We start from the raw sequence: 18,879 nt of genomic DNA, 5'->3' as shown, positions 1-18,879 counted from the left end.
CCCATTCTCTGTTCTGCCAACCATGTGCCGCAGAGGCCGTGCAACCGTCGCTTTCGCGCATTTGCCATGCGAAGAGCTGTCCCGGCAACGTGAAACAGGGGCCCGCACGCGAGCCCCTGTTTCATGACGACTTGATTTCCCCGCAGGCGATCCGCCCGCCGGCGGCGCCGGCCGGCTGGGTCATGCCGTCGTCTTTCTTGGCGTGAATGACGATCGATGTTCCGTCTTTCGTCAAGAGCGTCCCTTTTTCCCCTCCCCGGAGCGTCACATTCGGCGCCATCAGCTCCACGTTGACCGTGCCGTCCTCCTTCACAATGATGTTCGGCAAATCGCCGGCGTGCGCCCCTTCCGGATGGAGAAGGCCGTGCTTTTTCCCGTCCGGGTTGTAATGCCCGCCCGCCGACTGAAAATCAGGCGGCTGGCAACTTCCTTTTTCATGAATATGAATGGCGTGCTCCCCCGGCGGGAGCCCTTCCAAATCGAGCTTCAACCGCACTCCTTCGGCTTGCTCCGTCAATTCCACCGTACCGATCCGATCGCCGTCCGCATTGATCATCTCCACCGTCCGGCTCGTTCCTTCATCTTGCCCGCAGCCGGACAACACGAGCAGCACGGCGGACATGATCGCATATGATCCACGCAACACAAACTCCCCCCAGCTTCACATCCGTTATCCGCCATTATTGCCGGGGAAGCGCCGGTTTATACATGCGGTGGCTGTTTTTGTCTGTCCTGTTTGCCGAGCAGCTGTTCTTCCAGCTGCTTCGCCTCCTTCTCCTGACGCCGGGAAATGACGACGATGAGCCGCATGGTAAACACCGCCATCAAGAAAAAGACGGCAAAGGAAATCGCCGCCGGAATGTATTCACGCTTGTCTTCCGGAAAGTACAAAAACAAGTTCAACACCCATGGCCACATCGCAAACAACCTTTCTGCCGTAAAATCATCTATCATTATAGCATAAAAAAGCCGCTGCCAACGCAGCCGGCTATAACGCAAACTTTTTCCTCAGCTGGGTGAAATCGATCCGCTCGCCGAGCGTCGGCGGCTTCGTCTTCGCCAAATACTTTTTGTCGTTTTCGATGAGCCGGAAGATCGTGTAGGCGGTAAACGCATCATCGAGCGCACAATGGGCTTTTCCAACTGCTTCGTTTCCATACTCTTGCACCGCTTTGCGCAAGGCGGTTTGGTTTTTGTTGCCGAAAAACCGTTTATACTCCAAAGCCAAATCGCGGTGTTCGCCGGTGAATGGAAATGCGACTTGCGCCGACTGACAGTTTTCCCGGAGCACTTTCATGTCCATGCCGCCCCATGTAATGACGGTCGTCGGGCGCTCTCGGTCATACCGCCGGAGCAAGGAAACGAGATCAAAAAAGCTCATGCCGCCATCAATTTGCGCTTGGGTGATGTTGAGGAACGATTTGCACCGGTCGGTGAGTTGCGGAAAACGGAGCGGTTTCACATAGGAGGAAAATTGGCTCACGATTTGCTCCTCAACAACCGCAACAAGGCCGACTTCGATAATTTCCGGGCAAAACCCGCTTGGATTCGTTTTCGTCTCCGGCATCGTAAATTCGAAATCGAGAAACAAATATTGCGGGTCATCCATCGCCGCTTCCCCCCTTTCTTCCATACAGCCGTAATGGGTCTTACTTATTATTATATCACGTAGAAGCCATTGTTTATTTCTTTTTTCAGAAAAGGGCGAAAAAGAGGCGGATGACGGAGGAATCAACGACAGCTTTGGTGAAAAAGAAGAAGGGCGGATGGACGCTTCTCATTCAAGCCAATCGCTTTTTCTCCCTTATCTCTATCCTGAAAATACCAAAACTCCAAAATGCGTAAAATTGCAGAGTTCAACATAGAGGCATTTTCATCCTTCCGATGGTGACGAAATTTTGGTCATGGGAGTTTATATACGATTAGAAAACAACCATCATTTCCCCTAAACCGATGGTTTCTTGGGTGAAGAGAAGAGCAGCACCTATAAGGTTGATCCATTGAAAAAAAATGCGATGATTGAGCCGCATTTCCTGTTAAACCACCAGCTTTCTATGATATGATCAAGAAAAAGGAGGGTGGATGGGATGAAAAATGTCGTGATTCATCAGATTGTCACATGGATCTTCACCGAAGACCAACTGCGGGCGTATTGGAAAAAGAAGGGGGAAACCGTTTCATTTGCGGCCTTGACGGACGCGCAATATATGAAACTGGCCGAAGACATGCTCGCCCACTCCTCACACAGCCAGCTCGAACAGCACTTGCTCGGCGGCAGGTGGCGTACGAAGAAGGAAGCGGAAGGAGCCGTCCTCGCCGAAGACGAATCGCGCGATGACAGACATGTCGAGGTCATTGACACCGACGCCCCGGCTAAACCGAAACGGCGGATGCTGATCGATCGGGTACGCGAAATCCCTTGTCCGCATTGTTCCTTTACGTTTTATGTTCGTGAAGCCTCGAGCGAACGCCGCGACTGGACATGCCCAGCGTGCGGGAGCGGCTTTCGCGACTTGACGCCATGGCAGGAAAGGGAGTGAGAACGAATGGATCATGCTGCTGTACACGTGTCAAATCTTCAATATTATTTTGCCATTGCCGTTTTCTTGGTTGTATACGCCATCATCATTTCCGAAAAAATCCACCGGGCGGTCATCGCCCTGCTCGGGGCGGCGCTGATGGTCATCTTCGGCATCGTCGACACCGAGAAAGCGTTCACCCATCATATTGAGTGGGGAACGATCACGCTGTTGATCGGCATGATGATTTTAGTCGGCATTACAAGCAAGTCCGGCTTTTTTCAATACATGGCCATTAAAGCAGCCAAGCTCGCGAAAGGCAGCCCGGTCCGCATTTTGATGATGTTGTCTTTGTTGACCGGGCTGCTGTCGGCGTTTTTGGACAACGTTACGACCGTGCTGCTTGTCGTGCCGGTGACATTCTCCATTACGCGCATGCTTCAAGTGAACCCAGTGCCGTACTTGATCTCGGAAGTGCTGTTGTCCAACATCGGCGGCACGGCGACATTGATCGGCGATCCGCCGAACATCATGATCGGCTCTGCGAACAAGCATCTTGATTTCAACGCCTTTTTGTTCAACTTGACGCCAATCGTCGCGGTGATCGCCATCATCACGGTCGCATTGCTTGCGTTCATTTACCGAAAGCAGCTGAAAACCGATCCAACGTTGATCCAAAAGCTAATGGCGCTTCGCGACGCCGACTACATTCAAGACGCGAAGCTGATGCGCAAATCGGTCGCCGTGCTCGGGCTGACCATCCTTGGCTTTATTTTTCATTCGGTCATTCATGTCGATGCGGCCGTCATCGCCATGACCGGGGCGGTCGCGCTCATGCTTATCGCCGTGCCGGAGCACGAAATCGAGGATGTCTTTCATTCGATCGAATGGGGCACGATTTTCTTTTTCGCCGGATTGTTTGTGTTGGTGGGCGGGCTTGTTGACATCGGCCTGATCAAATCATTGGCGGAAAAAACGCTTGAAGTCACCGGAGGCGATATTTCCACAGCCGCCTATTTCATTCTTTGGCTGTCCGGCATCGCCTCGGCGACGATCGACAACATTCCGTTTGTCGCCACGATGATCCCGCTCATTCAAGATATGGCGGTCGGCATGGGGCTGTCCCCTGACGCTCCGCAAATTGACGTGCTATGGTGGGCCTTGTCGCTCGGCGCCTGCCTAGGCGGGAACGGGACGCTCATCGGCGCCTCGGCGAACGTCATTGTCGCCGGCATGGCGTCGCGCGAAGGGCATGGTTTTACATACATGGATTTTTTGAAAATCGGCGCGCCGCTCACGCTCGTCGCCTTGCTTTTGTCGCACGCCTATTTATGGTTGCACTATTTGTAACGCCCCGCCTGCATGAATGCATAAAGAAGGAGCGAAATCGCCGCTTGGCTTCGCTCCTTTTTGGCTGTTTGCACATATCGTAATATCGGATTCCATTTTCGGAAAGGAGGCGCAAGCAGCCATGTTCACCCCGTTCCCGCGGATGCCGGCCGGCCCGTATCCGCCGATCGACCCGGCGCTCTTTTCCCAATCCGCCGCCACCGCCCAGACGCTCATGAACGATGCTGGAGTCATTTTAAAAAGGCTGGCCGAATCGCGCTCGTTTGCCGCCACGATCATGTCCGCCGCCCAAGAAGGAAAAACGGAGGAAGTGAAGCGCCTCATCCGCTCGCTCGGCATCCGCTCGCAAACTGAAGTGTATTTTAATCCCGACGGCATCCGCCTGACGCTGTCGCCGCCGCCTGGATCGTTCCCGTGCTGCCAGCTTGCCATCGGCTTGCGTTGGAACGTGTTTCCTCCATTTCACGTATAGCCTTCGCCATCGCAACGCGCAATCAGCAAGCGGCGTTCGCTCTTCACATTCCCTGCTTTGGCGGTTGCCAACATCCGTTCACGTCGGCCGCACCTGATGCGATAGCGCCGTTTCCAGACGATGCACGGCGCTGGAAGCGGTGTTGTCGTTTGAGCCTTGCTGGGCCAGAAGCTCCTTTCACACCAAAACGGTTCTCGCCGCCGACCTTCGTGAACCAAAAAAAAAAGACAGCGATCGTCTCATCGCCGTCTGGCGCCTAAACAAACTTGCCGGGCACCCAACGCCCGGCGTCCCCTTCCATTCACTTTGCGCATCCGCTCACCCCGAGTTCGACAGTGACTAGGCAAACAAAATGCCTCTCAACCCTTGATACAAAAGGGACGGGAGGCATTTGAGCACACTTTGGGCGTGTATCTAGGCGCGAGGATGGATGCCTAGGATCTTCGGAGGAGGTTCCAACCCTAGAGCCGCAAAGAGTTGCGCTTGTTTGGCCGTCAGTTCGGCTCGCCGAGAAAGGCCGCCGTTTTTGGAAGAAAAATGTCCAAGCATAAGACGCTCACATTCGTCTCTTACGTTCGGCCACGATTCATGAGTTCGGAGAAAGGAATCGCGAAATGCTTTTGGCCAGACGTTCCAAGACGGCGCGATCCACTTCATCTTCGCGCCCGAACGAATCCATCACCTTCGCTTTCGCCTATTTGGCCTTTGGATCCCATTCATTGTGAGCAAGCTGGAGATAAGCAACGGTTGTTCCATCCTTGTTTTTGCGTGTGACTCGTCGTATATACATGCCTATATTACAACTTGTGAACTACCCCCACTTAATTTTCTAGCGAAAATTTGAAGTGGGGGCTTCCAAAGAAGTTTGACTGCTTCAAGCAATCCTTATTCTTTGAGGCGTGTCCACTTCGCCGCTAGAGCATAAGACACTCAGGTCTACAGCTTTACTTTTCTTTAAGATGTTTAATGCGCCATTGACATCAGCATTCATTAGTTTGCCAGACTTTGTTCGATACAAGCCGCGCTTAATACGTTTGCCGCTGAACTTATATTCTTTTGGATTGTCGGCATTATATTCAGGAATCTCATCGCCGTCAAAAAAGCTGGCTTGAGACGTATATGATTCTTCCTGTTTCAAGAATTCAATGCCGTAAAATTCACAAAGATATTCTAGTTTTTCTTTTATGTTACCGAGAGGAATATTGACAAAGTTTTGATTTGTCTTTTTTCCTAGATTCATATTGCGTTGCCATGTTTCCGCATAGCCAATGACAAGTTTGCCAATTTGATTTTCAATACAGTAGTTAATGATGTAACGGCAAGTCTTGTTGATATAATCATTCACTTTATTATTGCGATTCATAGCAAGCAAAGCCTGTTTACGAGTGGTGCCTTTGATTTTTTGCTTATCTTTTATGCTTTGAAGTCTGGCATTTTCTTTGTTAAACCATTGATTTATACTTTTTAATCTCCGCCCATCAATGATGAATGATCTGCCGTCTGATGTGACACAAGTGGCAACATTGTTTAATCCTAAATCAATTGCCAGTGCTTTTTGGTCATTTAATTCTCTTTGATCTTCAGGCATTTCATATTTGTACTGAATCTCAAAGAACCTGGCATGATGCTTAGGAATGATTTCAATCTGCTTAATCTTTTTGTCCAGTAACACAGGCGGAATCGTTATCGTGATAGGCTTGTGAGTCTTTTTAAATAGGCGAGAATACGGTATCGTGAATTTGTTGCCGTCTATACGAATCTGGCCAATGATCAGTGAATGAAAGCCATCTTTTTTAAGATATTTTGGAATACTGATAGCCTTGTGGTCATATTTTCCTTGTTTGGCAAGACTGATCAAACCAAAGAAAGATGTAAAGGCTTCATTGACCTTTTTTAAAATTTGCTGTGCCATGTTGCTGTTTAACAGCTTATAGTTTTCGTTAGTTTTTGCAAGATGATAATTTTTCTCATAATTAAGAAATTCCTTGTGTTCAAAATAGTATTGTCTGACATTGTACAATCCGACGTTGTACATGTTCTTGGCAATATGGCACAGTTCTCGAAGAGTCAAGTATTCTTCTTTGGTCAAACCATTTAGCTGTTGTTTGATACAAAAATACATTTTTTCACCTCCCATCTAACTATATTATACTATATTTTACTGAATCTATCCTATTTTCAGCAAAATATAGTTAAGGCGATTCATCTCCCACTTACTCCGCTTCGCTTCGTTGAAGTGGGAGTCTTCTCGCCTAATTAAGATAAAAATCAATCAATTCGTTTCCTACTATTCCTTTCATGCCGAAAAACCCACTGAAAAACGAGCACGACATTCGAGCCGGCAGCATTTTATCAGAATGACAAGACCTCTCTAAGGGAACTCGATGGGGAGGCGGCCATCTTTTTTCGCTCGATCCTCCGGCTTTTTCGAGGCGCGAATCGGTCCAAGACGTTTTTCTTTCCTGTCGATCCGCACCCCTTCTTTTACGCATTGCCGTTTTCATCCGTCGGCTGCCGAGCCCCGATTTCCGCCGGGGTGCGCAAATCGTAGCCCTCGTCATTTTTGCTCGTATGAATGATGTCTTCGTTCGCTCCGATTTTGCTCGCCCGTTTCAGCTCCTCATCCGGCACGAACCAATCCATGGCCAAGACCTCCCTCTAGAAATGTTGATCTATCAAGGCTTTTCGGCCTCTCAGGGGTGTCCAAAAAATATTTTTCGACAAAATCCCTTACATCCTTTTTCAGTTTTGTGGATATCTTACAGACCTAGGGTGCGCTTCGCGGTCACGGCTGGTTATATTTTCCTGCCGCGGGGGGGAAGCATATTCGATGCACCCTTTGGATCTCCGCGTCGCTGATGAGGACGAACCCTCCCATGTCTCCGGGCGTCTTCGCGCCAACATTCCCTCGTTCGGTCTCGTCATCAGGCGGAGGCCGGCCAAGCTCCTTTAGGGACTCAAGGTCGAATGGATGAAATCACGCCAGCTTCTCCGGTGTCATCTCGTTGTCCAACGATTCTTCCGTTCGCAGGGGGAGGCCTTAGGCCGCCCGTTGCACCTGGGACAAGACGTCCTGTTTCATTCGCTCCGCGTCAAACGCTTGTTTCTTCGTACAAATCGCAAACAGCACATTCAACAGCTTCCGGCACAAGGCGACGATGGACTGCTTTCCGGTCAGCGGATTGACGGATCGGGTCGTATAATACTCATGCAGCTCGCGAAACGCCTCGTTATGCCGAATCAGCGGAATCATCGCCCGAAACAGCACCGAGCGCAACCGTTTCCGTCCCCGTTTGGAGATGTGCTTTTGCCCTTTGCGCTGGCCGGAGGAGTTCTCCTTGAGCGTCAGGCCCGCCAACTTCACCAATTGGCGCGGGTCCCGATAATGGGCGAAGCTGCCGATCTCCGCCAGCAGATCGATGATCGTGGCGTCTCCCAACCCGTCGACCGTTTTCAACCATTGGTACTCCATCGTCGTTTGAACCAATGCCTTCAACTCGGCGTCCAGTGCAGCGATCTCCGCCTCCAATTGGCGGTATCGGCGGACGAGCGCGGCGATCTCAAACCGGGCCATCGCTGTCCCTTCCGTCACCCCAATCGAGTCCTTCGCGGTGTTGATCAACGCCTGAATTTTGGCCTTCTGCGGGCATTTCATCCCTTCGCTTTGCCGGTACACCTCAAGAAGCTCCTCCACCGTCCGGCCGGCCATATCAGCCGGAAGCGGCGTCCACTCCAACACCGAAAGCGCCGTTTTCCCCAAGTCACGAAACACGGTCCAAAACTCTGGAAAATACCGATCCGTCCAGCGGACGATCGCGTTTTTCACCGCCGTCTGTTCCTTGCGGAGCTTCTCTTTGAGCGTGCTCCCCACGCGCAAATCGGCTTCAATCTCGTGCAGCAGCCGGGGAACGAGGAATCGTCCGTCTTTTGCCAGTCTGGCAATGACCAGGGCGTCTTTGGCGTCGTGTTTCGTCGGCAGGTTGTCATCAAGTTCTTTCGACCGGCACACATGCGCCGGGTTGACCATGACCAACGGGATCCCGTGCTCCTCGAGGAAGTAGGCCAGGTTCAACCAGTAGTGCCCGGTCGGCTCCACCGCGACGATCACCTCTGACTTCCCAAACGCTTGCATCGCCTCCTGAATCGCTTTATACAGCTGCTGAAACCCCTCTTTCGACTGGAAGATCGGGAACGACTTGCGAAGCACGCGCCCCCGGTCATCCACGAAGCAGGCGTAGTGGGTTCGTTTCGCGATATCGATGCCCACGACAAGCGTTTGTTCCGTAACTTGATCAATTTTATAGTTTTGTGTACAATTCATCTGAAGTCCTCCTTGGCATGATGGTAGGTATTGTTTGACACCCCTGCATCATACCAAGAGGGCTTTTTTTGATCAAGTCCCCGGAAAAGCTCCTAACGGGAATGCTCCTTTCACGCTCCTCGCCGCGTTGTCCACATGAAGCGCTCGAGGAGTCGTTTTTTCTTTATCATCCCCCCAAGCCGCTTTATCATCCGCCGAAAAAAGAGAATTGACAGCCTAGCGATTGTTCGGTACGATTTTGTTAACGAACAAAAAAAGGGGGTTTACATATGGAGCGACGGACTTCGCTTCGACCGATTGACATGACGCTTGCCGCCATGTTCGTCGCCTTGATGGCGATTGGCGCGAACATTACGTCATGGGTGCCGTTTCTTGTCGTCGGCGGTGTGCCAATCACGCTGCAAACGTTTTTCTGCGTCTTAGCCGGCGCGGTGCTCGGGCGACGGCTCGGTGCGGTGGCGATGATTGTGTACATGCTCGTCGGCCTCGCCGGCGTGCCGGTGTTTGCCAAATTCAACGGCGGACTATCGATGATTTTCCAACCGACATTTGGCTTCATTCTTTCGTTTATCGTTGCCGCTTATGCGACCGGATGGGTCATCAACCGCGGCCCGCAGCCGGCGTCAAAAGCCCGTTTCGTCACGGCCGCCTTGGTCGGCATGGTCGTCAACTATGTCATCGGCACAAACTGGATGTATATGGCTTATCAATTATGGGCCGAAGCGCCAAAAGGATTGTCGTACCAAATGGTATGGGGCTGGATGCTGGTTCCGCTGCCAAAAGACATTTTGCTATCGATCGCAGCCGGCTTGATCGCCCCGAGGATTTGCCGGGCGATCGGACGCTCGTCGGCCGCGGACCGTTCGGCGGCATAAACGAAGCGCGCCTGTTTGACAACAGGCGCGCTTTTTGTTTGGAAACCCTCGATCATGGATTAGAAGAATAAACGAAGGATCTGGTACACAAACCCCGCAATCAACGCTGACACCGGCAAGATGATGATCCATGTCAGCACAATGCGGCGGGCGACGCCCCATTTGACGCCTTTCACCCGTTGGGCGGCGCCGACCCCCATGATGGCCGAGGAAATGACGTGCGTCGTACTGACTGGCAAATGCAACAACGTGGCGGAAAAAATGACGAGCGCCGAGGATAAGTCCGCTGCCGCCCCATTGACAGGGCGGATTTTCATAATTTTTCCACCGACCGTTTTGATGATCTTCCATCCGCCGACAGCCGTCCCCAATCCCATGGCTAAGGCGGCAGAAATGCGCACCCATTCCGGCACGACATCTGAGTGGTGCATTTCGGCAGCGATCAGCGCCATCGTAATGATGCCCATCGTTTTTTGGGCGTCATTCGTTCCATGCGTATACGCCTGCAATGCAGCCGTTACAACTTGAAATAGACGAAACCCTTTGGTTGTTCTTGTTAAATTGGCGTCTTTAAATAAGAAACGAAACAAACTCATAATGACAAACCCAACACCCATCGCCAAAAATGGAGAAATAATCAATGATTCCAAAATTTTAAGAAAACCTTGGTAGTGGATTACATCCCAGCCAGCGGCGGAAATGGCTGCCCCAGCGACCGAACCGATGAGTGCATGCGACGAGCTGCTCGGAATGCCATAATACCACGTAATTAAGTTCCAGGCAATGGCAGCAACCAGCGCTGCCAAAATGACGAGAGAACCGTTCTCAAGGGTGAATGGATCGACAATGTCTTTCGTAATCGTTTTGGCGACACCGGTGAAGGTGAGCGCGCCGATAAAGTTCATCGTTGCAGCCAAAATAATGGCTTGGCGCGGCGTGAGCGCTCTCGTCGACACCGACGTCGCAATGGCGTTCGCGGTATCGTGGAACCCGTTAATAAAGTCAAACGCCAACGCGAAAACCACAATGAATATCGTCAAGACTAAAATCATATCCATAAAAACAACGTCCCCTTTTACGCGTTGCGCATAATGATCGTCTCGAGCGTATTCGCGACATCTTCACAGCTGTCAGCAATCTCTTCCAACATTTCGTAAAGCTCTTTGTATTGGATGAGCTTAATCGGGTCTTTTTGCGTCACAAACAAGTTTTTGATCGAAGCGCGCAAAATTTCGTCGCATTTCGTTTCGTAATCCTTGATTTTAATGGCGTGCTGGCGCATGTCAAGCAACTTTTTGTGCGACAGCAGTTCGAGCGCATGAACGATTTCGATCGTGCTTTGGTAAATATAGTCGAAGAACTTCACCATATGTTCGTCAATGTCCGTGAATGAGAACATTTCAAACCGGGCGGAGCATTGTTCAAGCCCGTCAAGCACATCATCCATTTTCATCGCCAGCTGATGGATGTCCTCCCGTTCAATCGGCGTAATGAACGTTTTGTTCAATTGGACGACAAGCTCATGGATGAACGAATCGCCTTTCCGTTCATACTCTTTCATGACGCGGGCGAATTCTTTCAAGTCGCTCACGCCTCGGATTTTATACTCAACAAAGTATTGGGCTGCTTCCTTGACATTTTCCGAAATCTTAAACAACATGTCGAAGAAAACGTCCTTTTTTGGGGAAAAGATCATTGAGGCCACCCTCCATCTCAGAAATCGAAAATCACCGCTACTTATTGTAGCAATTTACACAGCATTTACAATAAGACAATCAAAAATTTTACACGAAATTTACATTACCTTTACATTTTGTTCGCTTTTCCTGCCCATGTATTATGTAGCGTGCCAAACAAAAGCCGAAGCTATGCACATTTGCTTCGGCTTTCCCATTCGACATCGCGCGGCCGCCGGCTCAGCCCGCCCTGCTTGAATTAGGCGATCGCAGCGCCGCTTGCGTCTTGCTTATTCAAACCGTTCAACAAACGCGGTGAGCGTCCGCACCATGACACCCGTCGCCCCAGCCGGGCCGAGGTCGCCATCTTTCTTTGCAGTCGCCGCGCCGGCAATGTCCAAATGCACCCACGGGGTGTCTTCGGCAAACTCGCCAATAAACGCCCCGCCCATAATGGCGTGCCCTTCGCGCCCCGGAGAGTTGTTCAAATCGGCGATTTTGCTGCTTCGCACCCGCTCGCGGTCGTGTTCGGTGATCGGCAGCCGCCAAATGAACTCCCCGGTTTCCATCGATGCTTCCAGCAGCTGCTCAAACAGCGCCTCGTTGTTCGTCATCGCCCCTGTTTTGTCCGTGCCAAGGGCGACGATCACTCCGCCTGTCAGCGTAGCGACATCGATGATATAGCTGGCGCCGTGCTTTTTCGCATAAGTCACCGCATCGGCCAAAATGAGCCGTCCTTCAGCGTCCGTGTTGCGGACTTCGATCGTTTTTCCGGACAGCGATGTGATGACATCATCCGGTTTGAACGCCTCGCCGCTGATCATATTGTCAGTCGCCGGGATGACGGCGAGCACGTTTTGTTCCGGCCGCAGTTCGCCGATCGCTTCCATCGCCCCGAGCACCGCCGCCGCGCCGGCCATATCCGTTTTCATATCAACCATGCTGTCGCGCGGCTTCAGGCAGTAGCCGCCTGTGTCGAACGTCACCCCTTTGCCGACGAGGGCGATCACGTCTTCCCATTTTTCTTTCCCTTGATATTTCAACACGATCAATTTCGGCGGCTGCTTCGACCCTTGGTTGACCGCGAGCAGCGCTCCCATGCCGAGCCGCTCCATGTCTTCTTTCTCCAAAATTTCATAGTCAAAATCGTATCGGTCAGCGAGCTTTACGGCATAATCCGCCAAATCGGACGCCGTCAGCAAATTCCCCGGCGTGTTGACGAGCGTGCGCGCCGAGTTCGTCGCCTTCCCGTATACCGAACCGACGAACAAGCTCGCCTCGATGTCCGCTGCGTCCGCCCCCGTATAAACGGTGAGCGATTTCATCTCATAGTCCCGCTCTCGCCTGTTTTGCTTGTATCCCGGGAACTCATACGTCGCCAAATAATACGCTTCAGCAAGCGCATGCGCGGCTTCGTTTTCGTCGACGTCCCCGGCCGTAAACGTGTCAAGCGCGACCGCCGCTTTCGTCCGCTTCGCCTGCTTCAACGCGCGAAACAGCTTGCCGAACACCTCGCGCAGCCGCGCAAACGTCAGCTCCTCTTTTTTGCCGAGCCCGACAAAATAGAGTCGTTTCGCCCCGGCCGGCAAAAGCGGGTGAATCACGGCGATGCTCCCCCGTTTCGCGGAAATGTCGCCTTCCTTCCACAGTCCGGACAGCTGTCCGCCAAGGCGGGCGTCATACTCGTCGGCAAGGCCGGCAAACGGCTGCCCCCCTTCAAACAAGCCGATGACCAACGCTTCCTCGTTCGTTTCGACAGACGGCAATGGCTTTACCGTAAACATCGTCTCATCCTTTCTATGATTATGCCTTCCCGTCTTCATTATAGCGAAACAAGCCAATTATTTCGATCATCTAATGGATGAATTCCCCATATTTAAAAACAAGGGGGGCGAAAGAGGGAAAAAGGCGGGATGGGGCGAATGGATAACCATACTCCGATGCAGAAAGGACCGATGCCGTTGAAAATCGTTTCCTTATGTCCAAGCAACACCGAACTGCTCGCCTATCTCGGCCGCCTTGACGATGTCGCCGCCGTCGACGATTCGTCCGACTGGCCGCCCGAGGTGAAGCAGCTGCCAAACGTCGGGCCGGATTTGCACATTGATATGGACCGCGTCGAGGCGCTCAAGCCTGACCTGGTCGTCGCCTCTTTAAGCGTGCCCGGCATGGAGCGCAACGTCGAGGAACTCAAACGGCGCGGGCTCCCGCATCTCGTGCTGGCGTCGAATTCGCTTGAGGACATCGCCAACGATCTCCTTCAGCTCGGCGAGGCGCTTGGCGAAACGAAAAAAGCGGCCGACCTCGTCCGCCGCTACCGCGCATTTCTCAGCGAATACCGCGAGCGGGCCGCAACGGTGGCGGAGCCGGCTCGCCTCTATTGGGAATGGTGGCCGCGGCCGATTTTCACGCCGGGCGGGGCAAACTGGCTGAGCGAACTAAGCGAACTCGCCGGCGGGCACAACGTGTTCGCCGACCTTCCAGAAGCGAGCGTCCAGACGGAATGGGAAGACGTCGTCGCCCGCAACCCGTCGCACGTCCTGCTCGTTTGGGTCGGCGTGCAGACGAAAAACATGAACGCCAACGCCGTTATCGCGCGCCCGCACGCCGACAAGACTGAGGCGGTCCGTGCCGGGCGCATCCACGTGTTGGAAGAAGCGCTCTATTGCCGTCCGTCTCCGCGCCTCTTGGTCGGATTAAAAAATTGTCGCCGCTTTTGCATCCGGCGCTGTTTCCTCCCGCTGACGACAGCGATCCGCTCCTTGGCGGCTGACGGGCGGGAGCCCTCCTTTAACTTTTCGATTCCAAATATTGCTGCCGGAACACTTGCATCGTTTCATCCTCGTTCAACCGCGTCAATTCTTCCTCCGACAGCTTGCCGTCCCCTTTTTGGATAATGTAAACTTGCACTTTCCTTTTTCCCCAATATTTATAGACATCTTCGACCGTTTCATAATATAAATCAAGATGATGGCCTTTGATCGCCCCGCCTTTGTCGGCGACGACGCCGAACCCGTATCCGGGGATGAACAAAATCGTGCCGATCGGAAAGATCGATAAATCGGCAGCAATCGTCGAATAAAGGTCGCGCTTCACGCGGACGCCGGAGTACGTGATGCCATACTCAGGGTGATCAGGCGTTTTCCCGGTCGATTCAATGCCGGCTGTATAGCCGGTGGCGACCACTTCAACGGAAGGATATTTTGACCAGTCAAAATGATCCTCAAGCCGCGGGGCGGAGCGACTGCCGCTTTTCGGGCGGCCGTTTGTCCCGCCACTCGGCTCATGCTCGACCAATAATGCGCTCGACAAGGAGCGGAGAACCGTTTCCGCCTCGACTCCGGAAACAGACTGGAACGTCGCGGTGAGCGCTAGGAAAAACAACACCGTCATCGCGGTCCGGCGTGCAAACTGCCTGAACCTATCCAATGATCTCAACTCCTCTCACACCTCTATTTATCTCCAACCAAAATCGAAATATTCATTGCAACGGCGGGCCAATCGAAAAAACGCATGACACCGGACTCCAAGCGCCTGTTCCGCGGCGCCCTCCGGCATCGCCGCAACATGAAAAAACGCCGCCGCAGACACGGTGGCGCGCAAAAATAAAAAACGCCCCCGCTTGCGCGGAGACGCCTGAACACCTTTGATACCCTTTTGCGAAAAATACAACCGATCGGGCAGCATGATCGATCCGAAATGTCTTAGAACATTTGATAGCCTTTCGCCCGCAGCGTGCGGATCGCCCATCCGGCGCAAAGGGCGCCGGCAAAGCCGCTCGCCAAAATCAACAAATCAGCCGTTTCCAGCGAGGCGATTTTCCGGCCGAGCGCCGAAAACGAGGCGGCCGGATCGGTCCAATACTGCTTCCATGGCACATCGTCAATAATGAACACCGCAATGACCGGAAAGCAAACAGCCATGATCCATGTCATGCGCAACAACATATTTAACAAAAATCCGATGCCGAAAAATAAGACGAAAAATAAAAGCATCGAAATGAGTACAACCGGCAAACTCATTTGCATCCGCCCTTCCCTACCTTACACCCTTTTTCAGTGTACTGGATGGGCGGATGACAAGTCAATGCTCATCGTCGTCTTCCGTCTCGCTTCCCGTCCCTTGGCAGCCGCAGCACGTTTCCGATCCGCCGAGCAAAAGCTGGACGTATCCGTGGCCACCGCAGTACACGCAATCGGTCGTCGTCGCCGTTTGTGCCATTCTTCTTCCCCTCCACTTCTTTTTTGTTAATATATCAAAATTTTCTGTAAAAAATAGCGATTCTTCTCTGTTTTCGTTCATGTAATCGAATACATCGGCGCCTCGCTTTCATTTTCTCCATTATTCTTATGATTTTGACGATTTTAAGTAAAGGCGGTACTTCGTGTACCCAAACCGGATCACCCGGGTTCAGCCCGTTATGCGGGGGAAGGGAGACGAGCGGCTCAAGCGCCAATAAATAGCGAAGCAGCCCGGACGTGTTCGGGCCGTCGCGGAACGCCGCCTTGCTTAAAAAAGCAGCGGCCGACAATTCGCCCGCCTGCACGGTAATGGCGGCCGACAATGGGCGGAGAAGAAACATCGCCAAATTGTCGCTGATCTCTCCGTCGATGACCCCGGTGCGCAAACCGAGAAACACGACCGGCTCGGCGTCGATTCCCGTCTCCTCTTTCACTTCGCGGACGGCCGCCTCGTCAAGCATCTCCCCCGGCTTGACGAATCCAGCCGGCAACGACCATTTGCCTTTCAGCCCGCTGTAGGCTTTCTTGACGACAAGCCATTCGCCCGCTTCGTTGATCACAAGCCCGGCCGAGGCAATCCATACGTTTCCGCGTTTGTGGTCCATCATCCTCATCCTTTTCCCATCGTTGTTCCTGTTTGTATTTCGACAAGAAAGCAGCCGTTCCCTGTCAGCCGCCATATAAAAAAGAGCCGGCCCGAACGGAAACATCCATGAGAAAAGGCGCCCCTGGCGATGGGAGCGCCCTCTTTTGGCCTTCATCAGAAAAACTTGAATTTCCCTTTTTTCATGACGAGCGATGCACCGCCGATCAAATACAAAGCGCGGTTGTCGACGACTTTTTTCATGAAGCTCGCTTTCGTTCCCCACAACTTTTTGCCGAACACAACGCCGATCGCATCGTCATGGCCGAGCGAGCAAACCGTCCCTTTAATATCCGGCTTAAACGGCTCCAGCTCCCCTTGTCCACGGATGAGCACCGCCAAGTTTTTCGCGCACAGCTGGCCTTCTTGCATGGCGATTTGTGCCGTCGGCGGATACGGGCGGTTCGTTTCTTCATCAATGACGAGCGAACAGTCGCCGACGACGAAAATGTCTTCATGCCCCGGGACACGCAAGTACGGGTCCACTTTAATGCGCGCCCGCGCCGCTTCAAACCCAGATTCCTCGATGACGCGGCTGCCGCGCACGCCGGCCGCCCAAATGACCGTGCCGGCTTTAATTTCCTCGACATCATCACCTTTCGCGACAATGATGCCATCCGGCGTGCACTCTTTAATGGCGGTGCCGATTTTAAACTCCACTCCTTTGCGCTCGAGCTGGCTCACCGCGTATTCGACAAGCTCCGGATCGAAGCCCGGCAGCGCGGTCGGCGCCGCTTCGACGCAAATGATGCGCACTTTGTGCGGATCGACGTCATATTCGCGGCACAGCTCCGGAATGCGGTTGACGAGCTCGCCCAAAAACTCGATGCCGGTGAACCCGGCCCCGCCGACCACGATCGTCAGCCGCTCGTCTTTCTTTTCCTCTTCCGTGTTGTACGTCGCAAACTGGTACTCGATATGCTCGCGGATTTGCCGCGCCGCGTTGATGTTGGCGATCGAGAACGCGTACTCTTTCAGCCCTTTGATGCCGAACGTCTCCGATTCGAATCCGAGGGCGATGACGAGATAATCGTACGTCAGCTCTCCATTTTCAAGCAGCACTTTCTTTTCGCCCGGCACGATTTTCGTCACCGTATCTTGGACGAATTTCACCTTGCTGCGATCAATGACGTCGCGGATCGGATAGCGGACGCGGTCATGGTGCAACGTGCCGGCCGACGCTTCATGGAGCCATGTCGTTTCATAATGGTAGTCATGTTTGTTGACAAGCGTAATGTTCGCCTCGTTCACCCCGACAAGTTTTTGCAGGCGGACGGTCGTCATGAGCCCGCCATAGCCAGCCCCTAAAATGACAACGTTTGGTTTTCTCACTTGAATCACTTCCACCCTTTTTAATTTTTTTCCACACGTTTCTGATAGCTTTTGCTTCGGCCCCCATTTTTATTGAGCGAAGTTTGTGAAAGTATTCACGTTAACCTTCAAAAAAATGTCGACAGATTGTCACAAAAAATTAACAATCTATCCACAACCATATTAGTTCTTTTTTTGCCTCTTTTCAAGCCCTTTTTTTCCGCCGGCCCGGCAAAAATTCTCCGTTATAACGGCGCGCATTTATGGTAAGATAAACTTGTAAGGCCATTATTTATATGCGGGGAGGAATGTCGGTGAAAGAGGATCGGAATCTTTATGACGTCACGATCATCGGCGGCGGGCCGACCGGGATGTTTGCCGCGTTTTACGGCGGCTTGCGGCAAATGAAAGTGAAAATTATCGAAAGCCTTCCGCAGCTTGGAGGGCAGCTGGCTGCGTTGTATCCGGAAAAATACATATACGATGTCGCCGGGTTTCCGAAAGTGCGCGCCCAAGAGCTTGTCAACCAGCTGAAAGAGCAGATGGACCTATTTTCGCCGACCGTCTGCCTGAACGAGTCGGTCGACACGCTCGAAAAGCAGGGGGACGGAACGTTTAAACTCGTCACCAATCAACAAATCCATTATTCGAAAACGATCATCATCACCGCCGGAAACGGCGCCTTTCAGCCGCGTCGGCTCGAAATCGAAAGCGCTCCCCGCTATGAAGGAAAAAACTTACATTACTTCATCAACGACTTGGGGCAGTTTTCCGGAAAGCGCGTGCTCGTCTGCGGCGGCGGCGATTCGGCCGTCGACTGGTCGCTCATGCTCGAACCGATCGCCGAAAGCGTCATGATTGTGCATCGCCGTGACAAATTCCGCGCCCATGAACATAGCGTCGAACAGTTGATGAAGTCAAGCGTGCACGTGAAAACGCCGTTTGTGCCGGTCGAGCTCATCGGCGATGACCAAGGCATCCGCCAGGTCGTCCTCGAGCATGTGAAAGAAGGCGCGAAAGAAACGATCGATGTCGACGCCGTCGTGGTCAACTACGGCTTTATTTCGTCGCTCGGCCCGATCAAAAACTGGGGGCTTGACATCGAAAAAAATGCGATCAAAGTCAACTCGCGCATGGAAACGAACATCCCCGGCGTGTATGCGGCCGGCGACATTTGCACATACGACGGCAAAATCAAGCTGATCGCCTGCGGCTTCGGTGAAGCGCCGATCGCCATCAGCAGCGCGAAAACGTACATCGACCCGACGGCGCGGATGCAGCCGGCGCACTCCACGTCGCTCTTTTAAGCGGCAAAAAAGCGGCGACCGCCGAAACGGATTCGCCTATAACACGAACGAAAAACAGTACTTGCCAAAACAACAGCCCGACGGAACCAGAATGTTTGACGCAAAAAAAAACGCGCCCTGCCAAATCGGGCGGAAACCGCCGCCCGGTCGCAGCAGGGCTCGTT

The 18,879-nt window shown here is 52.7% G+C and carries 18 protein-coding genes and 3 pseudogenes; 6 read left to right on the top strand and 15 right to left on the bottom strand.

Features of this window, described 5'->3' with window-relative positions:
- Positions 1–121: 121 nt before the first annotated feature.
- The 3 genes from NSS88_RS11260 to kapD all read right to left on the bottom strand — a co-directional run bounded on the left by NSS88_RS11260 (position 122) and on the right by kapD (position 1,609).
- On the bottom strand, positions 122–622 hold the full coding sequence (locus tag NSS88_RS11260; RefSeq protein WP_369813956.1) for a superoxide dismutase family protein: 501 nt from the start codon (positions 620–622) through the stop codon (positions 122–124).
- Positions 623–702: 80 nt separating this feature from the next.
- Positions 703–918, bottom strand: a complete 216-nt coding sequence (locus NSS88_RS11255) for a hypothetical protein (protein ID WP_033010715.1) — start codon at positions 916–918, stop codon at positions 703–705.
- A 70-nt stretch (positions 919–988) separates the two neighbouring features.
- Positions 989–1,609, bottom strand: coding sequence for a 3'-5' exonuclease KapD (gene kapD, locus NSS88_RS11250; RefSeq protein WP_033016292.1), 621 nt, complete (start codon positions 1,607–1,609; stop codon positions 989–991).
- Positions 1,610–2,087: 478 nt separating this feature from the next.
- Here kapD and NSS88_RS11245 point away from each other — a divergent pair, with 478 nt between their 5' ends.
- From NSS88_RS11245 to NSS88_RS11235, 3 genes are all read left to right on the top strand, one after another.
- Positions 2,088–2,540 (top strand): hypothetical protein, encoded by a 453-nt coding sequence (locus tag NSS88_RS11245; RefSeq protein ID WP_061580499.1) that lies wholly within the window; start codon positions 2,088–2,090, stop codon positions 2,538–2,540.
- A gap of 6 nt (positions 2,541–2,546) precedes the next feature.
- A complete protein-coding gene (locus tag NSS88_RS11240) occupies positions 2,547–3,869 on the top strand; it encodes an ArsB/NhaD family transporter (protein ID WP_061580498.1) in 1,323 nt (440 codons plus the stop codon).
- A gap of 121 nt (positions 3,870–3,990) precedes the next feature.
- Positions 3,991–4,341: a hypothetical protein gene (locus NSS88_RS11235; protein ID WP_061580504.1), complete on the top strand. Its 351-nt coding sequence runs from the start codon at positions 3,991–3,993 to the stop codon at positions 4,339–4,341.
- 595 nt (positions 4,342–4,936) lie between these two features.
- Here the strand turns inward: NSS88_RS11235 and NSS88_RS11230 are convergent.
- The 4 genes and pseudogenes from NSS88_RS11230 to NSS88_RS11215 all read right to left on the bottom strand — a co-directional run.
- A pseudogene (locus NSS88_RS11230) lies at positions 4,937–5,131 on the bottom strand (IS1634 family transposase); the annotation flags it as partial.
- A gap of 84 nt (positions 5,132–5,215) precedes the next feature.
- Positions 5,216–6,463, bottom strand: coding sequence for an RNA-guided endonuclease InsQ/TnpB family protein (locus NSS88_RS11225; protein WP_341084229.1), 1,248 nt, complete (start codon positions 6,461–6,463; stop codon positions 5,216–5,218).
- Between the two features lie 362 nt (positions 6,464–6,825).
- Complete coding sequence (locus NSS88_RS11220) at positions 6,826–6,984, bottom strand: hypothetical protein (protein ID WP_164832351.1); 159 nt, start codon at positions 6,982–6,984, stop codon at positions 6,826–6,828.
- 397 nt (positions 6,985–7,381) lie between these two features.
- Positions 7,382–8,662, bottom strand: coding sequence for an IS110 family transposase (locus NSS88_RS11215; protein WP_055358439.1), 1,281 nt, complete (start codon positions 8,660–8,662; stop codon positions 7,382–7,384).
- Between the two features lie 269 nt (positions 8,663–8,931).
- Here NSS88_RS11215 and NSS88_RS11210 point away from each other — a divergent pair, with 269 nt between their 5' ends.
- On the top strand, positions 8,932–9,537 hold the full coding sequence (locus NSS88_RS11210; protein WP_341084543.1) for a biotin transporter BioY: 606 nt from the start codon (positions 8,932–8,934) through the stop codon (positions 9,535–9,537).
- A gap of 59 nt (positions 9,538–9,596) precedes the next feature.
- On the opposite strand, the gene NSS88_RS11205 is transcribed toward NSS88_RS11210, so the two are convergent.
- The 3 genes from NSS88_RS11205 to NSS88_RS11195 all read right to left on the bottom strand — a co-directional run bounded on the left by NSS88_RS11205 (position 9,597) and on the right by NSS88_RS11195 (position 12,997).
- Positions 9,597–10,595, bottom strand: coding sequence for an inorganic phosphate transporter (locus tag NSS88_RS11205; protein WP_341084540.1), 999 nt, complete (start codon positions 10,593–10,595; stop codon positions 9,597–9,599).
- Between the two features lie 17 nt (positions 10,596–10,612).
- Positions 10,613–11,233, bottom strand: a complete 621-nt coding sequence (locus NSS88_RS11200) for a DUF47 domain-containing protein (protein WP_033016305.1) — start codon at positions 11,231–11,233, stop codon at positions 10,613–10,615.
- A gap of 270 nt (positions 11,234–11,503) precedes the next feature.
- Complete coding sequence (locus tag NSS88_RS11195) at positions 11,504–12,997, bottom strand: leucyl aminopeptidase (protein ID WP_341084535.1); 1,494 nt, start codon at positions 12,995–12,997, stop codon at positions 11,504–11,506.
- 177 nt (positions 12,998–13,174) lie between these two features.
- Here NSS88_RS11195 and NSS88_RS11190 point away from each other — a divergent pair.
- Positions 13,175–13,986 (top strand): annotated as a pseudogene (locus NSS88_RS11190) (cobalamin-binding protein).
- A gap of 17 nt (positions 13,987–14,003) precedes the next feature.
- On the opposite strand, the gene NSS88_RS11185 reads toward NSS88_RS11190, so the two are convergent.
- The 5 genes and pseudogenes from NSS88_RS11185 to NSS88_RS11165 all read right to left on the bottom strand — a co-directional run bounded on the left by NSS88_RS11185 (position 14,004) and on the right by NSS88_RS11165 (position 17,438).
- Entirely contained in the window at positions 14,004–14,642 is a 639-nt protein-coding gene (locus tag NSS88_RS11185) for a 3D domain-containing protein (protein ID WP_033016309.1), read from the bottom strand.
- Positions 14,643–14,917: 275 nt separating this feature from the next.
- On the bottom strand, positions 14,918–15,241 hold the full coding sequence (locus NSS88_RS11180) for a YuiB family protein (RefSeq protein WP_033016313.1): 324 nt from the start codon (positions 15,239–15,241) through the stop codon (positions 14,918–14,920).
- Between the two features lie 55 nt (positions 15,242–15,296).
- A complete protein-coding gene (locus tag NSS88_RS11175; RefSeq protein WP_160315650.1) occupies positions 15,297–15,434 on the bottom strand; it encodes a YuiA family protein in 138 nt (45 codons plus the stop codon).
- 126 nt (positions 15,435–15,560) lie between these two features.
- Positions 15,561–16,059 (bottom strand): annotated as a pseudogene (locus NSS88_RS11170) (NUDIX domain-containing protein).
- Positions 16,060–16,214: 155 nt separating this feature from the next.
- Positions 16,215–17,438 carry an NAD(P)/FAD-dependent oxidoreductase gene (locus tag NSS88_RS11165; protein WP_049626249.1) on the bottom strand — a complete coding sequence of 408 codons (1,224 nt, stop codon included), beginning with the start codon at positions 17,436–17,438 and terminating at the stop codon, positions 16,215–16,217.
- A 278-nt stretch (positions 17,439–17,716) separates the two neighbouring features.
- Between NSS88_RS11165 and NSS88_RS11160 the strand changes: the two genes are divergently transcribed.
- Positions 17,717–18,715: an NAD(P)/FAD-dependent oxidoreductase gene (locus NSS88_RS11160; RefSeq protein WP_183084032.1), complete on the top strand. Its 999-nt coding sequence runs from the start codon at positions 17,717–17,719 to the stop codon at positions 18,713–18,715.
- Positions 18,716–18,879 lie beyond the last annotated feature (164 nt).

Origin of the sequence: Geobacillus sp. FSL W8-1251, assembly GCF_038005945.1 — a bacterium.
In the GTDB taxonomy this organism is placed as follows: domain Bacteria; phylum Bacillota; class Bacilli; order Bacillales; family Anoxybacillaceae; genus Geobacillus; species Geobacillus stearothermophilus.
Note: the sequence above shows the minus strand (reverse complement) of the source record. Positions and strands in the feature narration are given on the sequence as shown.